Source organism: Olegusella sp. (assembly GCF_057238325.1).
In genome coordinates this window covers 265783-291115 of record NZ_DBHHGF010000001.1, presented here as the reverse complement: position 1 = coordinate 291115, position 25333 = coordinate 265783, and the positions used below count along the sequence as shown (strand labels likewise).

At 48.4% G+C, this 25333-nt stretch carries 24 protein-coding genes and 1 tRNA gene; 2 read left to right on the top strand and 23 right to left on the bottom strand.

Features of this window, described 5'->3' with window-relative positions:
• Positions 1–13: 13 nt before the first annotated feature.
• The 22 genes from ACO5JD_RS01300 to ACO5JD_RS01195 form a co-directional block, all read right to left on the bottom strand.
• The gene (locus tag ACO5JD_RS01300) at positions 14–214 is read right to left on the bottom strand and encodes a helix-turn-helix domain-containing protein (protein WP_090862052.1); all 201 of its coding nucleotides are present in this window, start codon (positions 212–214) and stop codon (positions 14–16) included.
• Between the two features lie 554 nt (positions 215–768).
• Positions 769–845 (bottom strand) — tRNA-Pro (locus tag ACO5JD_RS01295).
• Between the two features lie 74 nt (positions 846–919).
• Positions 920–1543, bottom strand: coding sequence for a GNAT family N-acetyltransferase (locus ACO5JD_RS01290; protein ID WP_484987107.1), 624 nt, complete (start codon positions 1541–1543; stop codon positions 920–922).
• Positions 1540–3348 carry an ABC-F family ATP-binding cassette domain-containing protein gene (locus ACO5JD_RS01285; RefSeq protein WP_484987105.1) on the bottom strand — a complete coding sequence of 603 codons (1809 nt, stop codon included), beginning with the start codon at positions 3346–3348 and terminating at the stop codon, positions 1540–1542. The genes ACO5JD_RS01290 and ACO5JD_RS01285 overlap by 4 nt, the downstream gene beginning before the upstream one ends.
• On the bottom strand, positions 3348–4799 hold the full coding sequence (gene coaBC, locus ACO5JD_RS01280; RefSeq protein ID WP_484987103.1) for a bifunctional phosphopantothenoylcysteine decarboxylase/phosphopantothenate--cysteine ligase CoaBC: 1452 nt from the start codon (positions 4797–4799) through the stop codon (positions 3348–3350). Before coaBC ends, ACO5JD_RS01285 begins: the two co-directional genes overlap by 1 nt.
• Entirely contained in the window at positions 4796–5515 is a 720-nt protein-coding gene (locus ACO5JD_RS01275; RefSeq protein WP_021626155.1) for a zinc ribbon domain-containing protein, read from the bottom strand. The genes coaBC and ACO5JD_RS01275 overlap by 4 nt, the downstream gene beginning before the upstream one ends.
• Positions 5516–5547: 32 nt before the next feature.
• A complete protein-coding gene (locus tag ACO5JD_RS01270) occupies positions 5548–6729 on the bottom strand; it encodes a cysteine desulfurase family protein (protein WP_484987101.1) in 1182 nt (393 codons plus the stop codon).
• Position 6730: 1 nt separating this feature from the next.
• Positions 6731–7408, bottom strand: coding sequence for a ribulose-phosphate 3-epimerase (gene rpe, locus ACO5JD_RS01265; protein WP_484987099.1), 678 nt, complete (start codon positions 7406–7408; stop codon positions 6731–6733).
• A 34-nt stretch (positions 7409–7442) separates the two neighbouring features.
• Positions 7443–8447, bottom strand: coding sequence for an NAD(P)H-dependent glycerol-3-phosphate dehydrogenase (locus ACO5JD_RS01260; RefSeq protein WP_484987097.1), 1005 nt, complete (start codon positions 8445–8447; stop codon positions 7443–7445).
• The gene (locus ACO5JD_RS01255) at positions 8447–9112 is read right to left on the bottom strand and encodes a glycerol-3-phosphate acyltransferase (RefSeq protein ID WP_484987095.1); all 666 of its coding nucleotides are present in this window, start codon (positions 9110–9112) and stop codon (positions 8447–8449) included. Before ACO5JD_RS01255 ends, ACO5JD_RS01260 begins: the two co-directional genes overlap by 1 nt.
• 2 nt (positions 9113–9114) lie before the next feature.
• Positions 9115–10434 carry a ribosome biogenesis GTPase Der gene (gene der, locus ACO5JD_RS01250; protein ID WP_021626150.1) on the bottom strand — a complete coding sequence of 440 codons (1320 nt, stop codon included), beginning with the start codon at positions 10432–10434 and terminating at the stop codon, positions 9115–9117.
• Positions 10435–10562: 128 nt separating this feature from the next.
• Positions 10563–11411, bottom strand: coding sequence for a 4-hydroxy-3-methylbut-2-enyl diphosphate reductase (gene ispH, locus ACO5JD_RS01245; RefSeq protein ID WP_484987093.1), 849 nt, complete (start codon positions 11409–11411; stop codon positions 10563–10565).
• 49 nt (positions 11412–11460) lie between these two features.
• Positions 11461–13005 (bottom strand): (d)CMP kinase, encoded by a 1545-nt coding sequence (gene cmk, locus ACO5JD_RS01240; protein ID WP_484987091.1) that lies wholly within the window; start codon positions 13003–13005, stop codon positions 11461–11463.
• A gap of 73 nt (positions 13006–13078) precedes the next feature.
• Complete coding sequence (locus ACO5JD_RS01235; RefSeq protein WP_484987089.1) at positions 13079–13879, bottom strand: pseudouridine synthase; 801 nt, start codon at positions 13877–13879, stop codon at positions 13079–13081.
• A complete protein-coding gene (gene scpB / locus ACO5JD_RS01230) occupies positions 13872–14609 on the bottom strand; it encodes an SMC-Scp complex subunit ScpB (RefSeq protein WP_484987087.1) in 738 nt (245 codons plus the stop codon). The genes ACO5JD_RS01235 and scpB overlap by 8 nt, the downstream gene beginning before the upstream one ends.
• Positions 14610–14611: 2 nt before the next feature.
• Positions 14612–15424: a segregation and condensation protein A gene (locus ACO5JD_RS01225; RefSeq protein ID WP_484987085.1), complete on the bottom strand. Its 813-nt coding sequence runs from the start codon at positions 15422–15424 to the stop codon at positions 14612–14614.
• On the bottom strand, positions 15424–16119 hold the full coding sequence (locus ACO5JD_RS01220; protein WP_484987083.1) for a site-2 protease family protein: 696 nt from the start codon (positions 16117–16119) through the stop codon (positions 15424–15426). Before ACO5JD_RS01220 ends, ACO5JD_RS01225 begins: the two co-directional genes overlap by 1 nt.
• Complete coding sequence (locus tag ACO5JD_RS01215) at positions 16116–18107, bottom strand: ABC-F family ATP-binding cassette domain-containing protein (protein WP_035438521.1); 1992 nt, start codon at positions 18105–18107, stop codon at positions 16116–16118. Before ACO5JD_RS01215 ends, ACO5JD_RS01220 begins: the two co-directional genes overlap by 4 nt.
• 45 nt (positions 18108–18152) lie before the next feature.
• Complete coding sequence (locus tag ACO5JD_RS01210; RefSeq protein ID WP_035438520.1) at positions 18153–18554, bottom strand: VOC family protein; 402 nt, start codon at positions 18552–18554, stop codon at positions 18153–18155.
• Positions 18555–18671: 117 nt separating this feature from the next.
• Positions 18672–19685, bottom strand: a complete 1014-nt coding sequence (locus ACO5JD_RS01205; RefSeq protein ID WP_021626141.1) for a CPBP family intramembrane glutamic endopeptidase — start codon at positions 19683–19685, stop codon at positions 18672–18674.
• Complete coding sequence (gene hemW, locus ACO5JD_RS01200; protein ID WP_021626140.1) at positions 19682–20905, bottom strand: radical SAM family heme chaperone HemW; 1224 nt, start codon at positions 20903–20905, stop codon at positions 19682–19684. The genes ACO5JD_RS01205 and hemW overlap by 4 nt, the downstream gene beginning before the upstream one ends.
• Positions 20902–21978 (bottom strand): tRNA dihydrouridine synthase, encoded by a 1077-nt coding sequence (locus tag ACO5JD_RS01195; protein ID WP_484987081.1) that lies wholly within the window; start codon positions 21976–21978, stop codon positions 20902–20904. Before ACO5JD_RS01195 ends, hemW begins: the two co-directional genes overlap by 4 nt.
• Before the next feature lie 101 nt (positions 21979–22079).
• Here ACO5JD_RS01195 and ACO5JD_RS01190 point away from each other — a divergent pair, with 101 nt between their 5' ends.
• Both ACO5JD_RS01190 and ACO5JD_RS01185 read left to right on the top strand, forming a co-directional pair.
• On the top strand, positions 22080–22964 hold the full coding sequence (locus tag ACO5JD_RS01190; RefSeq protein ID WP_484987079.1) for a histidinol-phosphatase HisJ family protein: 885 nt from the start codon (positions 22080–22082) through the stop codon (positions 22962–22964).
• A 20-nt stretch (positions 22965–22984) separates the two neighbouring features.
• Complete coding sequence (locus tag ACO5JD_RS01185; RefSeq protein ID WP_021626137.1) at positions 22985–23950, top strand: Abi family protein; 966 nt, start codon at positions 22985–22987, stop codon at positions 23948–23950.
• Between the two features lie 38 nt (positions 23951–23988).
• On the opposite strand, the gene lepA is transcribed toward ACO5JD_RS01185, so the two are convergent.
• Positions 23989–25333: translation elongation factor 4 (lepA, locus tag ACO5JD_RS01180; RefSeq protein WP_484987077.1), on the bottom strand; the 1345-nt coding region annotated here is incomplete at its 5' end.

The following is a 25333-nucleotide window of genomic DNA, read 5'->3' as shown; positions in this document are numbered from 1 at the left end:
CCCATGGGCGGCGTCATTGGTCCAGCATCCCGACCAGCTGGGCGATCTTCCTTGGCGAGTAGTACCAGTTGTGGCCGAACTTCTTTGCTGGGATCTGTCCGTTATGGACCATGCGCAGGACCTGGCGCTCGCAGAGCCCGAGGTACCGCGAGACCTCCTGCGTGCTGAGCGGCCGGTTCATCCGGGAGAGGTCTGGTGTCTGCTCTTCCTGCATGCGTGTCGCCTTCCCTCATCTGGTGTCACCTCCCATCCCCGGATGGAGCGTGACGCCCTTGGGTTACCTGACGATTCGCATGCTATCCGCTGGTGTCGGTGCCTCTGGCCGCGTCTGCCGGCCTGTCCCCGCTGTCCGCATCGTCCGCGATGGCCGGGAATTCCCCTAGGACGCCACGGTTCCTTCACAAGCGCCCAAGCCGAGGATATACAAGGCAGGCCGATGGTTCGTATGCTGCGTGCAGAGTCCCGGGCACTTGTCGACAGGAGAGCCACTATGCGAAGGCGAGAGGTCGAACGGCGGTCTGACCTCATGCGCGCCGCCCGGCTTGGGAGCCCCATGGAGGTGCGCGAACTGACGCATTCCTGATGTGGCGATACTGAACGAAGACGCGTATCGCAACCGTTCGCCGAGGAGTTTCCGCCTATTGCAAAATAGGACATTTCGGGACTTCAGAAGAAGCCAGTTGCACGTTTTACAGGACACAAATAGGACACAAAATAGGACACCTAAAGAAAAAGGTCAGAGGCTTAAGCCTCTGACCTGCGGTTACGTGGTCGGGTGGACTGGATTCGAACCAGCGACCCCTTGACCCCCAGTCAAGTGCGCTACCAAACTGCGCCACCACCCGTTTGCTCGTCTTACCGACGCGCGAGTAAGTAATTTAACACCCTATGAGAAATAATGCAAGTAGGAATATCACAACTATTCACATGAACTTTGATAAACACCACAAGAGTTAAGAGTTTCCGCTGACAGCTGAGGAAAAGGGATAAATTCTTGAGCAAATTTTGGATTGGAAAGACGTTTCTCAAGAATAGCCAAATCATACCAGCAGCCAAATTTATAGCCACATGCCTTCATAAGTCCCACCTGCTCATAGCCCATTTTATGGTGAAAGAGCAAACTGTCGTCTGTGACATACGAATCTACCTGCTCAGTGCAAGCAACACGTGCATAAAGACGCGTAAGTCCCTGCGCAGCAGAAAGACACTCAAGTGCTGCATACAGTAGATGGCCAATACCCCTACCACGCACATCTTCTCGCAGATACACCGAAGTTTCTGCGCACCAAGCAAAAGCTGCACGACTTCCAACAGGATTTGTATAAGCATATCCGAGGATACTGCCATCACACTCAGCTACAAGATAGGGATAGCGCTGTAAGGTCTGCTTGATACGCTGCTTAAACTCTATAAGAGAGGGCGTTTCCCACTCAAACGTAATAGCTGTTTTTTGCACGTAAGGGTCATATATCGCAAGCAGTTCTTGAGCGTCGGCAATGGTTGCAACACGCAAAGACGGGCTGCTCTTCTTATTTTCGCTCATGCCAATTCCAGCTTATCTGCCAGCTCAAGCCACACGTCTTCAAGCTCAGTAATTTCTTGCTTGTTTATATTCAAATGTTCTTGAATCTCTAGCAAGCCTTGATAATCCGTAGGATCATGCGCCGCAAGTGCATCTTGTAACTCACCTGTCTCTTCGCGTAATTTTTTAAGACGACGCTCAACAGCATCAAAGCGCTTTTTTGCAGCACGCCGCTCTTGATTACTCAATCCAGAAGAGACCTGCGTGGAAGCGTCAGACGCAACGCTACTCTGCAAAGAAACGCCACTTGCTGCAGCAGCTTTACTCTCATCCAAGAGCTGTAAATATTCATCAACCCCGCCTGGACAATGCCTGAGATGTCCATCAATAATTGCGTACTGATCGTCCGTTACACGCTCCATCAAAAAGCGGTCGTGAGTCACAAGCAGTAAAGTCCCTGGCCAATCATCAAGCAAATTCTCAATAACTGCAAGCATATCGGTATCAAGATCATTGCCTGGCTCGTCAAGTATCAAAACATTAGGTTCCTGAAGAAGAACTGCCAAAATTGCAAGACGGCGACGCTGACCACCAGACAAATCTTTAATAAATGTTGGCCAATCAGCACGAGTAAAGCCTAATTGTTCTGCCATTTGTTGTGGACTTTGGGGCTTTCCGCCAATATAGTAAATCTGCTTAAACGAGCTCAACAAATCCTCTACCCGCTCGTTATCGTGTGCAGATAACCCTTCAAGTTGCTGTGACATAACTGCCAGCTGAACTGTTTTGCCAATCTTGAGGAAGCCTGTTGTGGGGCGAAGCTTGCCACACATCAAGCGCAGCAAAGTTGATTTGCCCACACCATTTTCACCAAGAATACCTATACGATCACCTGGGCCTACAATCCAATTGAGATCCTCAAGTATCGTCTGATGTTCAAAGCGCACACTAATATTTTTGAGTTCAAAGACCTGCTTACCCAAACGCCCTACCGCAAGACGACGCAACTCAATGCTATCGCGCACAGGAGGATCTTGTGCGAGCAAAGCACGTGCAGCCTCAATACGAAACTTTGGCTTTGAACTGCGAGCTTTGGCACCATGAGCCAACCAATTGAGTTCTTTACGCAAAACATTTTGTCTGCGTTCCTCAGATGCTGCCGCTTGTCTTTGGCGCTCAACTCGCTGCTGAATATAAGCAGAGTATCCACCCTCAAAAGGATCAATGATGCCATCGTGAACTTCCCACATATGTTCACAGACCTCATCGAGAAACCAACGATCATGTGTCACCACAAGCAGCGCACCAGTACCTGCAGGCCAGCGACGCGCCAAATGACCTGCAAGCCACCGAATTGCATGCATGTCTAAGTGGTTAGTTGGCTCATCCATCAATAGGACATCCCAATCACGAGACAACACGCGTGCCAGGTCTACACGACGACGCTGACCACCTGAAAGCGTACCTACCTGACTTTGCCAGTCCACGTCAACTAACAGCTCATCACAAATAGAACGGATTTTGGGATCTGATGCCCACTCATATTCGGGAATATCCCCCATCACCGCATGAATAACCGTATCGCCATCGTCAAGCCTATCTGACTGCGTCAACATACCAACAGAGATGTTATTACGCCAAGTAATGCTTCCCGCATCCGGCTCGATCTGATGCCCAATGAGCTGTAGTAGCGTGGATTTACCATCACCATTGCGACCAACAATACCAATACGTTCGCCTTCGTTAATACCTATTGTGGCATCATGTAAAACCTGCTTACCAGGCCACTCATGTGCGACATGCTCGAGTCCAACCAAAATGCCCATTACTTATATAACCTCGGTCTCACCACTGTTGCATCTAGATCATTCTTTGAATCAGAATTCGATTTTTCACCAGCCGTTTCAGCAGTAGTTTTTGACGCCAACATGCCTGCAATACGCTCAGCAAGAGCTATTGCTACCTGGTGTTTGCTCAGCGTTGGAAGCTGCTCAACTGCATCTGCTGCAACAAAGCTCACTCTATTGGTATCCCCACCAAAAGCAGAATCCTGCCGCGAAACATCATTTGCAACAATGAGGTCACAGCCCTTCTTGGCGAGCTTCTCCTGTGCATTTTTGAGCAAATCGTTGGTTTCTGCAGCAAAGCCAATAACCAAACGCTCAGCTTTATTTACCGAAAGACTTGCAAGAATATCTCGCGTACGTACTAACTTGATAGTATCGAGATTCTCACGGCCTTTTTTGAGCTTATGATCGGCGGGGTCCGCAGGCTTATAGTCAGCAACTGCAGCGGCACAAATTGCAACATCACAACTCTCAAAAGCCTTCATCGTGGCATGATACATTTCAGAAGCAGAGACCACATCAATACGGTTGATACCCTCAGGCGTTGCAAGACTAGTGGGGCCTGCTACAAGCGTCACCTCAGCACCAAAGGATTTGCATGCTTCCGCAATGGCAAAACCCATCTTTCCCGAAGAAGCGTTGGCAATATAGCGAACAGGATCGATAGCTTCGTGCGTAGGACCTGCCGTGACAAGAATACGCTTGCCCGCAAGCTTCTTCTGCGTGACTGCTGCAACTTCTGCATCTTGTTTGCCACAAGCAACCTGACCAAAAGACAAAAACATGGTACGGTCAGGGTCTGTATCAAAACTACGCAGCGCAGTACGCGCATCTAGAGCATCCATTACAGAAGCAAAAATTTCATTAATATCAGCAAGCTTACCAGCACCCACATCACCACACGCAAGACGTCCGTGCACAGGAGATATAACATGCACTCCCCTACGCTCAAGTGTCTCAAGATTATCCTGAGTAGCCGCCGCCTGCCACATATGCACATTCATCGCAGGAGCAAGCAACAAAGGTGTATTTCGTGGCAAAGCAAGCAAAGTAGTTGAAAGTGCATCATCGGCAATGCCACAAGCAAGCTTTGCCATACTATTTGCTGTTGCAGGCACCACAACAGCCGCATCCGCCCACTCAGCAAGCGTGATATGAGGAATAGGGTCTGGCCCTTCAAAAAGCTTAACGAGTACCTCATGCTGCGTTAAAGCCTTAAAGGTTGCTGCTCCCACAAACTGCTCTGCTTCGGGAGTTGCACACACTCGCACTTCACAACCCTGCTTTTGGAAGAGTCTGAGCAACTCGCAGGCTTTATATGCCGCAACTCCTCCGCTTACACCCAAAAGAATTTTTGGAGCAGGACCCTCCTCCTTATCAGGATAGGCCTTATGGGACAGCTGGAAATCTCGTTCTGAGGACTCACTCATGCCAAGGCTCCTTTGGTAATAAGGATGCGATGGCAATATGGGCACGTACCAATCTCGGGGCCGCGTCTAAGGTCACCAAAATCTGCAGGTTGTAGTTTGACGCGGCAGACAGACGGTACATTGCCATGCAAGCTTTCCACCGCAAGACCGCCAAAGCGCCTGCAAGCTTGCTCGTAACGCTCCATCACCTCTGCAGAAATCTCCGCTATCACTTGCGCACGCTCATTCTTGAGCAAGCGCTCTTCTGCTCTTAAATCAGCACTGTCCTTTTCAAAAGAATTCTGCTGAACAGTCTTTTCAGCAACAAGACGTTCTGCCATAGCACGAGCATTTGACTCAGCTTTTTGAAGACGTTCCAAGGCGGCAGCCTTTTCCATATAAGCATGCTCAATCTTTTCTTGTTGCTTGGCCAAAGCAGATAGGTGAGCCTCTAAATCGCGTGTTTGACGAAATCCCGCCTCACGCTCCTGAGCCTCCGACTTTACTTTGGCAATCTTATTCAACACAAGTGCATGTTGAGATTCATTGTCTTCAAGCTCCATCTGGGCATCTTTAAGTTGACCCACAATAATGGTTGTTTGACGCGCCAATTGACGCTGCGCACGAGCAATGGTTGCAAGCTTTTGCTGCTGAGGCATGGCATCAAGCTGAGCGTGGATCCTCATCAATTTGATATCTATATCTTGTAGGCGAAGCAGTGCCTCTGGTTCGGCCATATGAATCCTCAATCTCTCAAAGTTGGCATGTGCTATTTGCTCTTGTGATAGCGACCAACAACACTAACGAGTGCAGCAGCAAAATCATACAATTCATCGTCGGAAACACGCTCATCAAAAGAAATACGCAGTGCACCCAACGCAAGGTCTCTCGGAATGCCCATGGAGAGTAACACGTGACTCGCATCAAGCGAACCCGAAGAGCAAGCAGATCCCGCAGAAACCTCAAAACCCAATTGATCAAGGCTTAAAACAAGGGTTTCAGAATCAACACCTTCAACAAGCACAGATACCAAACCAGGTAGGCGATGCTCGTCCATCACCGCAGAAGTAGTAGGACGAATATGATGTGTACCTGGAGCGCAAATACGCTCGTAGAGGCGCTGTGCTCGCGCAGAAACAAGCGCACGACGCTCCGCCATATGATCAATACAATCACAGGCAGCTGCCGCAAAGGCAAGAGCTGCACGCACTGGCTGAGTACCTGGACGCTTGCCTTGCTCTTGTCCTCCCCCAAAAGTTTGTGCACGAAAAGGCGTGCGACTGCGAATAACAAGGGCACCGATACCCACAGGACCGCCAATTTTGTGCGCAGCAATACTTACCGCATCAACATCATCCAACGCTAACGGTATACGGCCAAACGCCTGCACGGCATCACAATGCATCAACGCACCAACTTTATGAGCAGCTTTTGCAATTTCTGCCAAAGGCTGCACAGTACCCACCTCGTTGTTTGCTGCCATAACCGATACGAGAGCAGTATGCTCATCGCAGTGCTTTGCTACAGCCTCAGCCGTAACCACACCATCACGATTAGGGCGCACCAGTTTGACCTCAAAACCACGATCATGGAGCGCAGGAATAACATCAATCTCTGAGTCATGTTCAAACTCAGAAATAACAATGACATTACGTTGACGATTACGACCTCGAGCACCTTCCGCCATACCATACAGAGCAAGATTATTTGATTCTGTGCCACCAGAGGTAAAAATTACATCTGATGGACGAAAATGCCCTCCCAAGCAACGGGCAATATCACTACGAGCACCATCAAGAGCACGAGCAGCTTTCCTACCAAGCGTATGCAAGGAATTAGGATTAGCACCTGCAATTTCTGATGCTTCGTAGGCAGCTTCAGCCTCTATGGCAGCTTTGCTCATAGGAGCTGAAGCAGCGTAATCCAAATACACATAAGGTCTAGAAGACATACTATGCCCTTTTCAGTTGTCCACGTTGACCCGCAGCGCGAATATCAGCAATAGCCTGTGCACGATTGACTGCACCAAATACCGCAGAACCTGCAACAAGTAAATTGGCACCAGCAGATACTATCGCTTCAGCATTGCTTACACCAACACCACCATCGACCTCAATAAGAGGATTAACCTTGTGCGCGCAGCAAAGCTGATTCAGCTCACGTAATTTGCGATAGCTACCTTCAATAAAACTCTGGCCACCAAAACCTGGATTTACTGACATGATGAGTACCAAATCAACATAGTCAATAATACTCTCGAGACAGCTCACGGGAGTACCAGGATTGAGAGCAACGCCTGCTTTTGCACCTGCGTCTTGAATCTGTCTTACTAAGCGATGCGCATGAATTTGAGATTCCCAGTGGAAACTTACAATATCAGCGCCTGCTTCAAGGTAGTGAATAACCACTTCATCAGGATTGCTTACCATAAGATGCACATCGACGGGAAGCTTACTTGTCTTTTTTACCTGCTTGAGAATTGGTAGACCAAAGCTTAGGTTGGGGACAAAATGTCCGTCCATCACATCAAAATGAATGTAATCGGCTGTGGAAATAGCTTCGATATCCTCACCCAACTTCATAAAGTCAGCTGAAAGAAGGGATGGGGCAATTCGAACCTCATGTGCCATGAGTGCAGCTCTCCTCATCTAGTAACTTACCTATCTAATCAATGCCATAAAACTCTTCTCGAGGCGGTCGACCCAAAAGACTATCTATTGCAGAAGAAATATCTGCATGTTCATACAAAATGGCATGAACACTTTCGGTGATAGGACACTCAACTTTGAGCTGGCGTGCAAGCTCAAGGGTGGACTGCGCAGCACGCGCTCCCTCTACCACCATATGCGTACGGCTCTCGTAGTCGCTTAGACTCTCCCCTGCTACAAAAGCCTCACCAAAACTGCGGTTACGTGAATGTGGAGAGGTGCAGGTAGCAATGAGGTCGCCCATACCCGCAAGACCCATACAGGTCAACGGATCACCACCTGCAGCAACGCTAATACGTCCAATTTCAGCAAGGCCACGGGTCATAAGTACCGCAAGAGTGTTGTCTCCTGCACCCAGACCAACAGCTACACCACAGGCAATGGCTATAACATTTTTGATTGCAGCACACAGCTCGACGCCCTTGATATCTGTACTGGCGTATGCACGAAAGCTGGGACTCATAAAGAGTTTTTGAAATAAGGCGCTAATCTGGGGATCTTCGGAGGCAACTACGGCTGCGGATACCTTGCCTCGACAGATTTCCTCAGCATGATTGGGACCAGACAATGCTGCAATTCGTACCTTACCACCCAGCTCTTCTTCAACAACATCGGCCATAAGCATGCAGCTACCATGCTCAATACCTTTGGTAAGCACACATACAGGCATATCTTCTGCAATATAGGCTGCTATCTGCTTTGTAGTGTCTCTTAAAAAAGAAGAAGGAACAGCAATAACTACAGCATCCGCATCAGCAATGCTTTGGCAATCTACCGTCGCACATACATTTGCAGGCAGGGTGTAGTCACTAAGATGCCGAGGGTTACGATGGTTGGTATTAATAGCCTCCGCAACCTCAGTACTACGAGCTAGCAGTACTACCTCATCTGCATTTACAGCAAGCAAACCCACCGCAGCGGTACCCCAAGAGCCAGTACCAATGACTGATACCTTGCTCATTACTTGTCCTCCTCTTCGTGATGGAAAGAAAACTTCTTTTCTTCACCTTTGGCGAGTTTGGCAATATTGCCACGATGTGCCCAAATAACAATACAGGCAGCAGCAACCAACCCATAAAGAGTCGAAGATGGAAAACCAAAAAATAGTGCCCAAAACGGTATGGAAGCCGCCGCTGCAACCGAACCAGCAGATACAAAACGCGTGGGTATAACCACACAAATAAAAACTAATAAAAGACCTAAGGGCAAAGGAGCCCAAAGACCAATGGAGGCACCAAGACCCGCGGAAATCCCCTTTCCACCATGAAAGTGGAGATAGGGGCTAAAGACATGACCGCAGATACAGGCAAGATAAAAAAGACTCGACACCCAACCAAATGAAGTTTGAGGATTAGTCATGGCGTAGTCTCCACCAAAAGCAATGCTTGCAACCAACTGTCGTGCCAAGACCATGCAAAGCAAAGCTTTTGCAGCATCTGCAATCAGCGTTGCAACCGCTGCCTTTGCACCTACCGAACGCCCGACATTGGTAGCACCAATGTTGTGTGAACCAACGCTGCGCACATCAATGCCGTGCATCTTGGCAATCACCAATCCAAAGGGGATACCACAGACCAAATAACACAGGATCATTCCCGCCAGCAAAGCAGTTATGAGAGGCGTCATGCCTATGCATCCTTCCTGCGGAATTTCAATCTAATAGGAGTTCCCTCTAGATTGAATGCCTCGCGAATACGATTCTCAAGGAAATGCTCAAAGTTGTCGTCTACCAAATCAGGTGCATTACAGAAGAACGATAGTACAGGTGGCTTACTTCCCGTCTGCGTAGCATAGTTAATTTTGAGACGGCGACCACGGTCGGTCACGGTATGACCTGTAGCACGGATAGACTCAAGCACTCTGTTGATTTCGGAGGTCTTAAGCTGCTGTGCACGCGCTTCGGCGGCCTTGATGGCAAGGGATAAAATCTTGTCGCAAGAACGACCTGTCAAAGCCGACACATTGATAGAGGGTGCCCAAGGCGCAAAAACAAGACGACGTTCAAGACCCGCCACCAATGAATCGCGCATTACATCAGTATCGACAAGATCCCATTTATTAAGAACAACAACCAGTGCACAGCCTCGGTCAATAGCAGCAGAAGCAAGCTTTTGATCTTGCTCGGTTACACCTACGCTGGAGTCAACCACAAGCAAGCACACGTCAGCGCGGTCAATCGCCGCAAGACCACGCACCAAGCTGTAGTACTCAATATCCTCATGTACCTGACTCTTTTTGCGCATACCTGCAGTATCAACAAGGCGAATAGGACGACCTTGCCACTCAATCATGGTGTCAATCGCATCACGAGTGGTACCCGCAATGTCAGAAACGATGGAGCGACTCTTATTGGAAAGCCTATTAGCAAGACTGGATTTGCCAACATTGGGACGACCAATAATAGCGATGGATAAAACTTCATCATCGACTTCTTCTTCGTCGCTTTCCTCAGGCAAAAGATTGACAATTTCATCAAGCAAATCGCCTGTCCCATAACCATGACCTGCAGAGATGGGACGAGGCTCGCCCACGCCAAGTGAATAATATTGCCAAGCAGCAACCTCATCCTGTGGATTGTCCTGCTTGTTAACAACTAACAAAGTTGGTTTTTTTGCACGGCGCACGACGCGGGCTACTTCTTCATCCTCATCGGTCACGCCAACACTACCGTCAACAACCATGACAATGACCTGTGCCTCATCACAGGCAAGTAGTGCCTGTTCGCGAATGCGCGGAGCAAACGTATCAGTAGACTTAATTGACTCGATACCACCTGTGTCTATGAGGGTAAACTCGCGCCCATTCCAATCACAGTCATGATAACTGCGATCGCGGGTAACACCACGAGACTCATGAACAATGGCATCGCGAGATTGGGCGAGACGATTTACAAGAGTAGATTTGCCAACGTTGGGACGACCAACAACAGCAACAATTGACTTGGACATAACTCTCCTTGCTGGTAAGTACTTACTCTAAGAGTCTACCCCAGCAACCCAGGCTCTAGTGCTACAAGCGCTGTATATCCTTTAGAAAACGCTATCAATCATTTAGAGCGTAGATATATCAATTTTTATTATTGAGCTGCCGTACAGAGCTTGGCAATACGATTCCGTACCGCATCAATCTGATCGGTCGGCGTTGAAGCGCCTGCTGTAATACCCACCAGTTCTGCACCAACAAACCAATCAGCCTCGAGCTCGCTAGGTCCCTCTATATGGTGCGTCTTTTTGCAGTGCTCAGCACAAATTTCAGCCAAGTGAGTAGTATTGGCGGAATTACGTCCACCGATAACAATCATTACATTTGCCTCAGTCGCCAGTTCAGCTGCTGCACGTTGACGCGATGAGGTAGCCTCACAAATGGTATTCACTACGCGCAATTCATCGGTTAAAGGAAGCAGCGCATCCATAATCCCCTGTACGCGATCTCGCGTCATTGTGGTCTGTACCACCATACCCACACGACGGGAAATTTTTACATCTTTGAGTTCTGAAGCATCTCCCACAATCAAAGCTTCAGGAGCATGCCCTACCGTGCCTTCCACTTCGGGATGTCCCACCTCACCCACAACGATAAGCTGATAGCCTTCGCGGCTAAGAAGCTCAGCTGCATTGTGTGCCCGTTTTACAAAAGGACAAGTGGCATCAATAACCTCTGAGCAGGCCTTCCGAGCAGCAGATTCAACCTCTGGCGTCACACCATGCGTACGTAGTACCAAAGTATTGCCAGCAGCTTCGTGAGGCTGCTCAACCACTTCAACACCAGAAGCTTCCAAATCAGCTACAACCGTTGGATTGTGAATAAGGGGGCCTAGCGTACGCACATGACCAGGAGCTGCTTGTGCTGCCCTGCGTACCATATCGAGTGCACGGCCCACACCATAGCAAGCGCCTGCCTCACGAGCGATACGAATTTCTGGCATCTATAGAGCTCCTTTCAGGCTGGCCACAAGACTGCAGAGGTCTTACTCTCTATTCTTTGCCTGGGTGCTTGGCTCGCAACTCATCTCGTAGTGCATAGACCTGCTCCATAGCAATGCGCTCCATCTCACGTGCCTTTGCCTTACGACCTTTAGCAGGAATATCTGCAAAAGAAATAGGATCACCTACTTTGAAGAAAACGCGCCAAAAGAGACGTTTGAAATGAGTGCCTTGAGGAGTAATTTGGCGCGCCCCAACTACGGCTGTGGGCTGCACATCTGCCTTACCCAACTGTGCCATCAATGCAAAGCCACCATGGATCTCAATGGGTTCCTCGTCACTGCGAATGCGTGTGCCCTCAGGATAAACCACAACACATTCACCGCGCTTGAGTGCACGCTCAGCTCGGCGCACTGCCTTAAGATCTGCTGTACCTCGCTCTACGGGAATACCACCCGCTCTTGAAAGCAACCAGCTCATTAATTTATTTTTATCAAACTCACTTTTGTAGATAAAACGGCATCGAATACCGTGCACATACAAAGTGACATAGGCTGCAACTGGCTCCAACATTGAGACGTGATTCATAATGATAACACGACCCTTATGGTTGGCCCAAAGCTTTTCGCCATCCTCAAATGTCCAAGGCCACAACAGCTTGGTCACAAAGCCCACAACACCCACGACAAAACCAATGAGGAGCTTTGCAGGTCGCGGATATTCGCACATAGCATGATCTCGGTAATCATCAAAACTATTACCTGCAAAAGCGCGCAAAGGCTCTGCTTTTTCATGAACAATTGACGATTTGTGAGCAACGGACTTTATAGATTGAGACGTGACTTCAGCGGTTTTTTGCTCACCGCCTTCAACAAAAGGGACAGATTCGTCCTTTATATCAGACTGTGTTGTCCGCACATCATCAATCAGCGCAACCACACGTGCCACGACTTCTTCTACCGTAAGAGTTGATGAATCGATGTGGCAAGCTCCCTCAGCTGGACGAAGCGGTGCTACTTTACGTGTGGAGTCCAGTTGATCTCGACGCAAAATATCATCCAGCACCTGTTTTTCTTCTTCTGCATTGGTAGCTGCGTCAGCATCTACGGCAGCATCGAGACCCTCACGCTGCACGGTACGACGATGGGCACGAGCAGCAGCATCAGCAGTCAAAAATACTTTGACCTCTGCATCTGGAAAAACAACCGTACCAATATCGCGACCTTCAGCTACCACATCACCTGTCGCACCTAATTCACGCTGACGGCCAACCATCGCTTCGCGAACCGCAGGAATTGCAGAAACTGCAGAGACATTGCGATCGACACCAGGAGTACGGATAGCAGCAGTTACATCAGCGCCATCAACATAAACGGTCTGTCCCCTACCATCAAGACCAAATTCAATTGAGATAGTCTGAGCAAGGTGAGCAACACGTTTAGCATCATCTACAGGCACGCCGTTAATAAGACATTTCCAAGTAACCGCGCGATACATCGCCCCTGTGTCCAAATACGTAAGGCCACAGCGCTCAGCAACTGCTCGTGCGACGGTTGACTTGCCCGAGCCTGCCGGACCATCAATGGCAACTCTCATGCTTTTCCTCTCATGCTGCGCGCTAGAAGATTGACGCTAGCAGAAATATTAATCCCATTCTGCATGGCACCCCTCATAAACCCGCTGCCTGCTCAATAGCGTACTGCTCTTGTTGCGTAAGCAAACGCCACTGTCCCGGTTTGATATCCACCAAGTGCAAAGGTCCAAAACTATCACGGTGCAAAGCTAGAACCTCATGTCCAATAAAGGACAGCATACGCTTAACCTGATGCTTTTTGCCTTCATGAATCGTGAGTCCAACAAGAGAAGTGCCTCTCGGTAAACCCTGCGGAATCACTGCTTGTGCCTCAGAAGTATCAGCAGGAAGTAATTCTACCTCTGCTGGAGCAGAAATCCTATCGTCAAGTGGCACGCCCGTGCGCAAGCGTTTAAGCTCAGCCTGCGATGGCACACCTTTGACAAGGGCAATATAGTGTTTATCCACATGCTTTGAAGGATGGAGTAAAGCCTGTCCCATATCACCACTGGTGGTAAAAAAGAGCAATCCTGTAGTATCAGTATCCAATCTCCCCACAGGAAAAAGGCCTGGATAAAGCTTGGTTGGCACCAAAGAAGCAACACAGCGACGACCTTGAGGATCGTTCATCGTAGTGACATAGCCTTGAGGTTTGTAGAGCATCAAATACACGGGACCATCTGCAAAATGAACCCTTTTATTATCAACCGTAACCTCATCTACGAGTGGATCTACCTTGCTACCCAACTCCTTTACCACAACACCGTTAACGCGTACGCGACCAGCTGTCATCAAATCCTCGGATTTACGACGGCTCGCAACACCTGCTCGTGCTAAGAAACGCTGCAGCCGTAAAGGAACCATACGCTCATCTGTCTGATGTGAAGTCTCATTCATCTGCGCTATCGCTTTCAACTGCAACTTTTGGCTCCACTTGAGCAAAAGAAACTTCTTCATCAGACAAATCATCTACATCGTAGTTGGTATCAAGTAAATCACGTTCAGCTTCAAGCTCTTCTGTAGTTTCATCAAGAGTAGATCCGAGGCTTGCACCCGAAAGACGCTCGCGAATAAACTGGCGTGACTCCTCATCAGGAGCAAAATCCTCCAGAGGAGGCAAATCGCGCAACGATTTCAAGCCAAAACGCTCAAGAAAAGCGCGGGTAGTACCATACAAAATCGCCTGACCGCGAACACGGTCGCGCCCCACCTCACGCACCAAGCCCTTCTCTACCAAAGAAGCAATAACACCATCGGAGTTGACACCGCGCACCGCGCGCACCCCCTCACGAGTTACCGGCTGGTGATAAGCAATGACTGCTAAGGCCTCAAGAGCAGCCTGGGACAGACGAGATTTGTCCCACGAAAGCACATAGGCCTCAACTTGATCATGATAGGAGGGATGGGTAAAAAAGCGCCAACCACCAGCAACTTCACGGAGCTGGATGCCACGATTGGTATCGGCATACTCAGCCGCAAGTTCAGCGAGAGTGGCAGAAGTCTCTCCCGGTGTTGAGCCGGCAGCTTTGGCAAGGTCAAGAGCAGAAACTGCCTCAGAAGACACTAAGAGCAGTGCTTCGAGAGCACCTTTGAGCGACTGATTGCTCAAACGTTCAAAATCAGACATCCCTACTCCTCACCCACGCTCGAAAGGTCTGCATTTGCATCAAAAGCAGGAGCTCCCTCAACATGATTTACCTCAATATCACCAAAAGGCTCATTCTGGCTGAGCGTCACAGCACCACGACCAGCCAGCTCCAGCATGGCAAGAAAAGCCGCAACAACAGACTCGGGCGTACGCTTACCCTCAATCAACTCAGAAAAACGCACCTGTGTGCGTGTGCGTACCATACAATCTACTGCAGCCACAGTCAAAGCCAAGGGTAGGCGCTTGGGAGCCACATGTTCTGCTTCCAAAAGAACTGCTTCGCGACGACTATCGAGATCCGCGCAGATAACTGCAAGTGACCTAAGTGTAATGCCTTCAAGATAATCAGGCATCAAACCAAGAAAATCAGGATCGGGACCTGCTGTACGTGGCTCCATCAATGCCTCAGTCTCTTGACGAGAAACAAGAGCGGCAGCGGCATTACGAAACTGTTTGTATGCAATCAGGCGAGCAATCAAAACTTCGCGAGCAGCCTCGGGTGTAAGACCTGAAAATTCATCATCGTCATCATCTTCGCTTGACGTAGCACGTTTTTTTCCAAAGTCCTCAGGAATGAGAGCGGCCGCTTTAAGATCAAGTAAGGTGGCAGCCACCAACACAAAATCGCTAGCGACATCCAAATCCATCGAGCCCATTGACTCGACTTCTGCCAGATATTGATCGGCAACCTCAGCTACCGAGATAGCGCCGACATCAAGCTTTTGTCTACTTACTAGTTGCAGTAGCAGATCAAAGGGTCCTGAATATGCTTGGGTACGAATCCGGTATGACATCACAGACCCATCAACAAAAAGTCAAATAAACGTGCTGCAGTCAAATTGAGATAAGAAGATATGGGATCAATATTAAGCCAGCTTGGCAGCAAAAAAAGCAGGACAAGCAATACAGGCATAGAGTAGCGCTCGATTTTGTAGTACCACAGTCGAGCTTCACCCTTAAGGAAAGGTGACACAATCTTTGAACCATCCAGTGGGGGCAAGGGAATCAAATTAAAAAAGCAAAGCACCAAATTGATGTAGCAAAAATTCAATAAAACAGTAACTACCCAATAGCTCCAGCCTTGACTCGTTAGATAATCAGCCCAAATCACATGAGGAAAAATTAAATGACACAAACCGGCACCGATAAGCGCAAGAATTAGATTACACATAGGTCCTGCAAGAGCGACTAACAGCTCGTCTCTCTGAGGATTTTTTAGAAAGCGCGGGTTATAAGGTACAGGCTTTGCAAATGCAAAAATGGGGCCGTGTGCAAGTGCCAAGACAAGCGGCAAAGCAAATGAGCCAATAGGATCGATATGAGCAAGCGGGTTAAGTGTGAGACGTCCCTGCAATTTCGCCGTAGGATCACCTAGTTTATAAGCAGCATAGCCATGGGAAATCTCATGCAAAGTGGCAGAAATCATTACTATCGCCACGGAAATAACAATGACTATGATCTTTGTAAACTGGGCGTACGCCGTACTCATATAGACGCCTCCTCTATTTCGGTGGAAAGCTCAAGCCACTCTTCTTCCAACAGGGGGATCTTCTTTGAGAGTGCCTCGTATTCCTTCATAGCCTGATCAAACTTGGTGGCATCTGCATAGAGCTCTTCACTTGCCATAAGTTTCATCAGTTGTTCATAGCGGGATTGTGCAGGCTTAAGCGCTGCCTCAACTTCTGCGAGACGTTTTTTTGTGGAACGAAGTGCTTTGCTTGTAGCCTGACGTGCCTCTGCTTCAGCACGACGCTGCTCGCGCGTCTTGACGTTGCGGCCAGGTATTTGTGGTACTTCAGCTGCAGCCTTGGTTTCTACCTTTGTCTGAACAACTGTTGCAGCCGATTGGTTAGCAGCGCGAGCAGCCAGCTCAGCGCGCTTAAACTCAAAGTATTCGTAGTCACCATCGTAGAGTGTAACCTTGTGGTCACGCACATCAATGACTTTGTTTGCTACCGCTCGCACTAAATGCTCATCATGGCTAATAAGTACGATGGTACCTGCAAAGGATACAAGTGCACTTTCAAGCACATCAACCGAATCAATATCCAAATGATTAGTTGGCTCATCCAAGCACAGCAGAGGATCGGGAGCCACGAGCATTTTTGCCAAAGCAAGGCGTGCCTTCTCACCACCAGAAAGCACTGATACATGCTTGTCAACATCATCACCATGAAAGAGAAAGGCACCAAGCAACTTACGCTCTTCAGAACTTGTCCAACCAGGAGCCACGGTGTCCATCTCTGCAAGTACCGTATTACTCTCGTTCAGGCTTTCTAGCTGATGCTGAGCGTAGTAAGCAGTACTAACATTTTGTCCTAACTCAATGCTACCAGCGCTTGGCGCTTCAAGCCCCAAAATAAGCTTCATAAGCGTGGATTTACCAGCACCATTAGGACCAACGAGTGCAACGTGATCTCCACGATAGAGACTCAAATTGACATCACCATACACATGGTGAGCCCCAAAAGATTTTGCAATATCTGTGAGTTTGACAACTAGGTCACCCGTACGCGGTGGCTCAGGAAAACGGAAGTGCACCTTATGAGCCTGCTCGGGCAACACAACCAGCTCAGACCGAATCTGCTCAACACGGCGAATACGTTCTTGAACCTGCTTTGCCTTGGTAGGTTTGTAACGAAATTTATCAATGAACACCTGCATGTGAGCAATATCGCGCTCCTGCGCCGCACGCTTGGCACGCAATTGCAACAAATTATCCTCACGCTGGTGCAGGTAACCAGAATAGTTACCTGTATAGGTATAAAGGTGGCGGTTTTCAAGGGATGCAACATGGGATACACAGGCATCCATAAAACTACGATCATGGGACACTAAAAGCACCGCGCCATCATAGCCTGCAATAAATTGTTCTAGCCACTGAACGCTCTCAAGATCTAAATGATTGGTTGGCTCGTCAAGCAAAAGCAAATCGGGATGGCGCAACAGTAGCTTGGATAATGCAATGCGCATCTGCCAACCACCCGAAAACTCATCTGCAGGCTTATCAAAATCTTCCACGGGAAAACCTAGTCCACCCAAAATTGCACGGGCACGGCTCTCCAATTCATAGCCACCTAGACGCTCAAAACGATCCTGACTTGCTGCATAGCGCTCAAGCAAAACATCCAACTCGGGGCCAGCACCACAAAGCGAAATCTGTTTTTCTAACTCCTTATTTTGACGCTCGAGAGCACGAATCTCTTCTGCAGAGTCAGTAACTTCACGCAATGCACTTTTACCACCATCAAGCTTGGTTTCCTGTTCAAGATAACCAACGCGTACATCGCGAGCAAAACTTACCGTACCCTCATCAGGTACTTCTTGACCCATAACAATCTTGAGCAAGGTAGTCTTACCGGCACCGTTAGGGCCTACCAAGGCCCACCGCTCGCCAGCATTAAGCTGCAACGTTGCTCCCGAATAGAGCACACGCCCACCAAAAGATTTTGAAATTTTATCTGCAAGAGCTATCAAAGTAGTACTCGTCCTGTCTTGAGCCGCCAAAATACGGCTGCTGTCTTACTCGTCATCAGTGAGGTGGATTGCAAAACCAGCAATTTCTTGCTTGAAATACACCAGATGAGTGCTGCCATCGGGATTTAGCGCACGGCTTGACTCGTTAATTTCAAAACCTCGCTGAGCAAACCAACGTTCAGCAGCGGGAATATCATCAACATGAAAACCAATATGGCCGCGTTCACCACGCCCTACGCCCTTCATAATCTCAATCAATGTGCCTGCAAATACTGACACAGGAGCCAAAACATTACGGGGCAGCCCCATCAGAGCATCAAACTGGCTGGCAATTTCTTCTGCCTCTGCATCGTCGGCGGCATTAATACCCACGTGTGCAATACGTAGACCAAAGAGCTCAACGGGATCTTCCGACGTCACATCATTTTTTTGCAGATTCTCAGCCATAGCTACCCCTCCGAAAGTTTGCAGTATGTGCCCAAAGCACATACACAGAGACCCTTAGTATACGCACGCATACCCAAGCTCGCCATGCTCTATAGGTTCTACCATGACTTTCCCACCTCAAATATCAAGTTTTAGAGGGGTCTGTTGATCTTGAGCTGACCTCTTTACAAGAACGCGATAAGACACAATACCTACAGCCGCAAATACAAGCAGAATCAACATAAGGCCAATATCACCGCCGCCTAGATATTTTTCGCCAAGACGCATAGCGGGATTAAGGAAATAGCCTACAAAAAACGAAGAAGCATTTACTGCAAAGTGTCCGATTATTGAGGTGGGAAGTCCTCCAACTCTCAGACAGATAAGACCAAGCACCGCACCTACTACAAAAGCATAGGTCCCTTGCACAAGATTGCCATGAGCAATACCAAAGGCTAAAGCTTGCGCCACAACAACAAACCAGAGTTTGGTACTAGAACGACGAGCATACTCAAGGGCAACACCACGAAAGAAAATCTCTTCACTAATGGGTGCCATTACCACCAGAGCAATAATTGATGTCCAGTTGGTATCAAATACCTGCTCCATAAGTTCACTGTATTCACCCATCAGCTTTGGGATAAAAGGCTCAATCAGGGTAAGGGCAGCAGAAATAACAAGCTGCAATGCTATGCCGATAACGATGATAGAAATCACATCAATGATTTTTTTGCTGACACTCCCCTGCCAATCTTTACGAGCAAGCACGCTATCCAGCCAAGTCTTTTTATCTTTAAACACAATTGGACGACGCGAGTTAATAAGACGCAAATAACGGTAGAGGGGAAGACCGATGACCACTGTTGTTAGCTGCGCGAGCAAAAGTGAATACTCAATCAGCGTATTTTGAGGCAGGTTTAACTGTGCAATAAATGCCGTCAACATAAAAATAACAGTTGCTAGGATTTGAATCCCTAGATAGCCACCAAGACAGACAAGAGCAATCATCAGCAACCAACGAAAGCCCCCATGAATAATCTTTTCCTGCGGCTGAGAGGCTGTTGATTGGGAAGTTTGTTGTAAGGATGTACTCGTGTCACTATCAGTTATGGGGACAAAGCCAGTGGGAACTGGCGGCATTGCTTCACTCATAATGTAACCTCCAAAGTTTTGGTCTCAAACTCAGGCGCAAGCGACCAAAGCATCTCAAACAATTCATTACCTAAGAGCCAACCTTGCTGGGTAGGCACCACGCATTGTCCTTTTGACTGCAAAAGCCCCCGTTTGATGAGTTGCTCTATCTGTCTCTCAAGTCTTGCTTTTCCCAAAATCGACTGAGCATAGTCAAGCTGATCGGCTGAAATCCCCTCAACCAAGCGGGCGCTCAGCATTAAGTCTTCTGCACAAGCTTGACGCTCTGTCAAAAATTCGAGTTCAAGCTTATCACCTGTCCGCTTTGTACGGATGCGCTTAAAAGAATCCTCAAGTTTAGGTAGAGCATAGCCTTGTACCCGCATGCACCCGTACAATTCGGCCGTCATCATACCTGCAGCACTTTTCCCCAAACCCAAATAACTACGTCCTTGCCAATAGCTGAGGTTGTGCTGACAAAACTTATGATTTTTGGCAAAACTTGCCACCTCATAACGCTCAAAACCCACTGAACTCAACTTATCAGCTGCATAGCTCATACGTTCTGCTTGGACATCAGAATCGTTCCAAGCTGGATTCTCGTCGCCTAATCTGTAGGCAAGCTCAGTTCCCTCTTCAATTTGGAGTGGATATACACTGATGTGGGTCGGTCCCCAAGAAATAAGCTTGTCGAGACTATCTTTCCAACTTTGAGCAGTCTGCAAGGGTATTGCGCACATCAAATCGCACGAGACATCAAGACCTGCCGCAACCGCCTCTTTTACCCACAGCTCTGCACAGGCTGCATCATGTACGCGCCCCAAGGCTTTAAGCTCTTTGTCATTGCACGACTGTACACCCACCGAAAGACGAGTAAGACCTGCTTCCTTGAGTTTTGACACAAGTCCCGCCGAGAGTGACTCAGGGTTTGCCTCGCTACTGAGTTCACATAGCTCAGGACAGCTTTGGCGAAGTTCAGATACCAGCTGCACTAAACCATCACCTAACATCGAAGGTGTACCGCCACCTATATAGGCCCACCGACTATGCTCAAGCAAGCCAGCCGTTGCCGCGCGGTGTAGGTCTGCAATTAAAGCATCAAGGTAGTCCTGCATCACAGCTGCGTGGTGCGGCGTTGCAAGTGAATAAAAATCACAATAGGCACATTTCTTTATACAGAAGGGTATATGCAGGTAAATAGCCTCAAAACCGTCTTCGTGTAAACGCTTATCCCAGCTCATGAGAGTGTCTCTTCAATTTTGTCTGCCATGGCAATAAAGGACTGGGCATCCAAGCAGTGCATAGCCTGGTTGCGCCATTCTGCAGCATCAGGAATCCCCCTAAAGTACCAGCCTGCGATACTACGTGCCCGAGCAATATGCGCCCCCGTAGCTTCAAGCAAAGCAACATGACAACGAAAAGCTGCAAGTCGTTGATGAAGATCATGCTGAGGAGGAATCTTTCCCATCTGCAACAGCTGTGCGTCTTTAAAAATCCAAGGATTGCCATAAGTACCACGAGCCACCATCACGGCTGTGGCACCAGTCTGCTCTCGTGCTGATTGTGCAGACTCAGCATCTTTGATATCACCTGAAGCAATAACGGGGATATCCACTGCATCCACCACGCGCGAAATTGTCGACCAATCAGCCTCACCACGATAAAACTGATTGGCAAAGCGTCCATGCACCGCAATTGCTGAGACGCCTGCCTCTTGCATTTTTTGAGCAAAGTTTGGTGCAAGCTCGTTATCCATCTTGTAGCCGCGCCGAATTTTGCAGGTTACTGGCACAGGCTCTATGCCCAAATGGGCCGCCCCTGCTGCAACACCTTCACGGCATGCAACTACAATTTCTGCCGCAAGACCAGAATCAAGCATCAAAGCAGAACCTTCGCCCTTGCGAGTCACTTTAGGCACAGGACAGGCCATATTAATATCAATAAGCACGAGTTTTTTGCCTACACGCTTTACTACCTGCTCGCTCGCCTCACGAAACTGTTCGACTTGAGCCCCAAAAAGTTGAACCGCAAGTTCTGGTTCGAACTCATGCGGCAACGCCAACTCCCAGGTTTTATCACCACCAAAGTGAATACCTGCAACTGACACCATCTCGCTATATGCTAAAGCTGCCCCACCCGCACGCGCCATAATGCGCCACGCAACATCACTCACACCAGCCATGGGAGCCATCAAATATGGTCTGGACTGCAAGCGCTCGGTCAGGCTTTTAAGCTGAGGTACGTCTTCCCAAGTGGTCATTAAACCCGCGGCGAGTGCATACTGTTCAAGTACCTCTTGTGCTGTCTGCTGCACATTTCCTCCCTTTGCTGTAACTCAATTAGAATAGCAATAGTGTCCTCATACGGACAGACACGCACTCTAGAAAGAGGCATTATATGTATGCGGATTACCACGTGCATAGTATTTTTTCAGATGATTCTAACTACCCTATTGAAGAAGTATGTAGGGATGCCTGTCGTCTTGGTCTTGACGAAATTTGTTTTACTGACCATGTAGATTACGGCATTAAATACGATCTCAGTCCTCTTGATGCTGCTGGCACACTCTTTGATAAGAGTTACGCCAAGCCAGGAGAAGCTTATAAATCTGCTCGCAATGTCACCAATGTTGACTATCAGCACTACTTTCCTGCTATTGCTGCAGCTCGTGAACGTTGGGGTACAGCTCAACATGATTGGTGGGGCGGTAAATTAAGCGTACGCTGCGGACTGGAATTGGGAGTACAACGACACACCATTGATTCCAATCAGCATTTGGTAGATGCACGCAAAGATGAACTTGATTTTGTTTTGCTTTCTTGCCATCAGATTGAGGATCTTGAGTTCTGGTCAAACGACTACCAAAAAGGCAAAGCACCCGAAGCTATCACGCAGGCTTATTATGAAGAAATCTTAGACTGCCAGCAAACTTTCAAGGGCTATAACGTACTGGCGCATCTGGATGCTATTAAACGTGACAACCCCGCTGATAGGCGCCCTTTTACTGCTTACCGCGAGGTAGTTGCCGCAATTCTTGAGCAAGCAATTAGTGATGGTAAGGGCATCGAACTTAATACCTCATCGGTACGTTACGGACTGTCTGATTGGCAACCTTGCAAAGAAATTTTGTCACTGTATCGCGATTTAGGCGGACACATTATCACGGTGGGAAGTGATTCTCACCAGCCTGCTCACCTCGGCAGTTACCTACGTCAAGCCTATGATTTACTACGCACATTAGGCTTTGAGGGTGTCTACCGTTTTGAGCACATGGCAGGAAGCCTACTTCGCTTCGACTAGGTTAGAAACGGAAGATAAATATGGCAAAACATACGACACGCTGGCATGGCAAACCTGGTCCCACGCTTAACCCAAAAGACCAGATCTCTTACCTTGCATCCCGTGGTATTAGTTTTGAGCGTGTTGATCAAAATACTGCCGCTCGCTACCTACGTGATACAGGCGGCTTTATGCGTACTGCATCCTATAAATCGCTGTTTCCCAAGCTCCGTCATGCCGATGGTTCAAGTAGTTATATAGGACTCGACTTTGCCGAACTCATGGATTTGACTGAGATTGACCACCAACTTCGCTTGAGCTTCTTGCCACTAGCCCTAGATGTAGAGCACTCTGCCAAATTACAGCTACTCTATCTTGCAAACAAAAAACACGAAGATCCCTACGAAATTGTTGAGGCTTATATCAGCAGTCTATCCGCCGGTAAGCAGGAACGGCTTATGGCAGAGCTGGAAAGTCGCCGCGGGGATAATGACATCTATTCAGGGCTTCTCATTGATAAATATGTAGGAGACATGCCGCTCTGGGTTATAGCCGAAGTATTTGATTTTGGAGACTTTCTTGACCTCTGGGGTTTCTGTGCGCGTAGATGGCATAGTGAAGAACTAATACAGCTGCGCTATCTGCTTAAAGATACCAAAGATTTGCGCAATGCCTGTGCACATGGTTCCTGCATTCTCAATGGCATAGCATCTGGTTATACTCCCTATGAAACTCCCCTATTACTCACACAGGCACTAAAAAGTGCACGCATTACAAGTGAGCAGGAAATTGAACGCTGGACTTCCAATCCGCGCACTCTAGAGTTACTTGCCGCACTCTGGTGTTCCAAAGAGCTTGTTCGAGATGAGCGGCGACGTACATATGCACATACATCTCTTGACAAACTCTTTGCTCGTGCACGCAAGCATGCAGATTGGTATACAGACAATGAAGCACTCGTGTCTTGCTACCGATTTTTTATGTTCATAGCAAAAGCCTGGCGTTAAACACCAGGCTTGTTTTGCTGCAATATTTTAAAGAAGTCCTACTGATCGTCGCCCACGCGCAACACAGCCAAAAAGGCTTCCTGAGGCACTTCAACCGAACCGAGGGTTTTCATGCGCTTCTTGCCCTCTTTCTGCTTTTCTAGCAACTTACGCTTACGGCTGATATCACCGCCATAGCATTTAGCAAGGACATCTTTGCGAAGCGCACGCACCGTGCTACGACTAATGATCTTGTTGCCAATAGCACCCTGAATAGGTACTTCAAATTGCTGACGAGGAATAAGCTCGCGGAGCTTGTCGCAAAGACCACGCGCGAGCGTATATGCCTTGTCCTTGTGCACAATAAATGACAATGCGTCCACCTCATCACCCGAGAGCAAAATATCGAGTTTAACGAGAGGACTCTCGCGGTATTCATAGAAGTCATAGTCAAGACTGGCATAGCCCTTGGTACGGCTCTTAAGCTGATCAAAGTAGTCAAGAATAAGCTCTGCAAGTGGCATCTCCCAGTGCATCTCAACTGACTTATCTGAGAGATAAACCATGTTGACGAAGGTGCCACGGTGTTCAACAGTCAAATCCATAACCGCGCCAACAAACTCAGGTGGCACGATGACCTCGGCCTTAAGATAAGGCTCCTCAATACGCTCAATACGTGTAGGCTCAGGCATATCTTGGGGACTTGTGAGCTCAATCATCTCACCTGAAGTCAGATAAACGTGATAGTTAACGCTGGGGCTTGTGGCAATAAGGTCAAGATCAAATTCACGCTCCAAGCGTTCCTTAACAACCTCCATATGCAACAAACCCAAGAAACCCACGCGAAAACCAAAGCCTAAAGCAACCGAAGTTTCGGGTTCCCATACCAAACTTGGATCATTAACACGCAACTTGGTGAGGGCATCACGAAGATTCTCGTAGTCTTTATTGTCAATCGGGAAAAGCCCGGTAAAGACCATCGGCTTAACTTCACGATAACCTGGTAAAGGCTGGGCACACGGACGGTTTTGGCCAGTAAGGGTATCGCCCGCTTTTACCAAAGCAGGGTCCTTAAGACCAGTCACCACATAGCCTACTTCACCTACATCCAGTGACTTTAAGGGAGTCTCGAGCGGACGCTTACATCCCACTTCTTCCACCAAAAATGGTGTATTAGAAGCCATCATGCACAGTTTGTCACCAGCAGATATAGAGCCATCAAAGACACGGACTGTTGCAACGACACCACGATACGCATCAAAGTAGGAATCCAAAACAAGTGCCCGTAAAGCCGCAGTTTCATCTCCTGTAGGGGGCTTCACCAAATAGACAATAGACTCAAGTAAATCGTGGATACCCTCGCCCGTCTTACCCGAGACAAGCACAGCATCATCAGCAGGAATG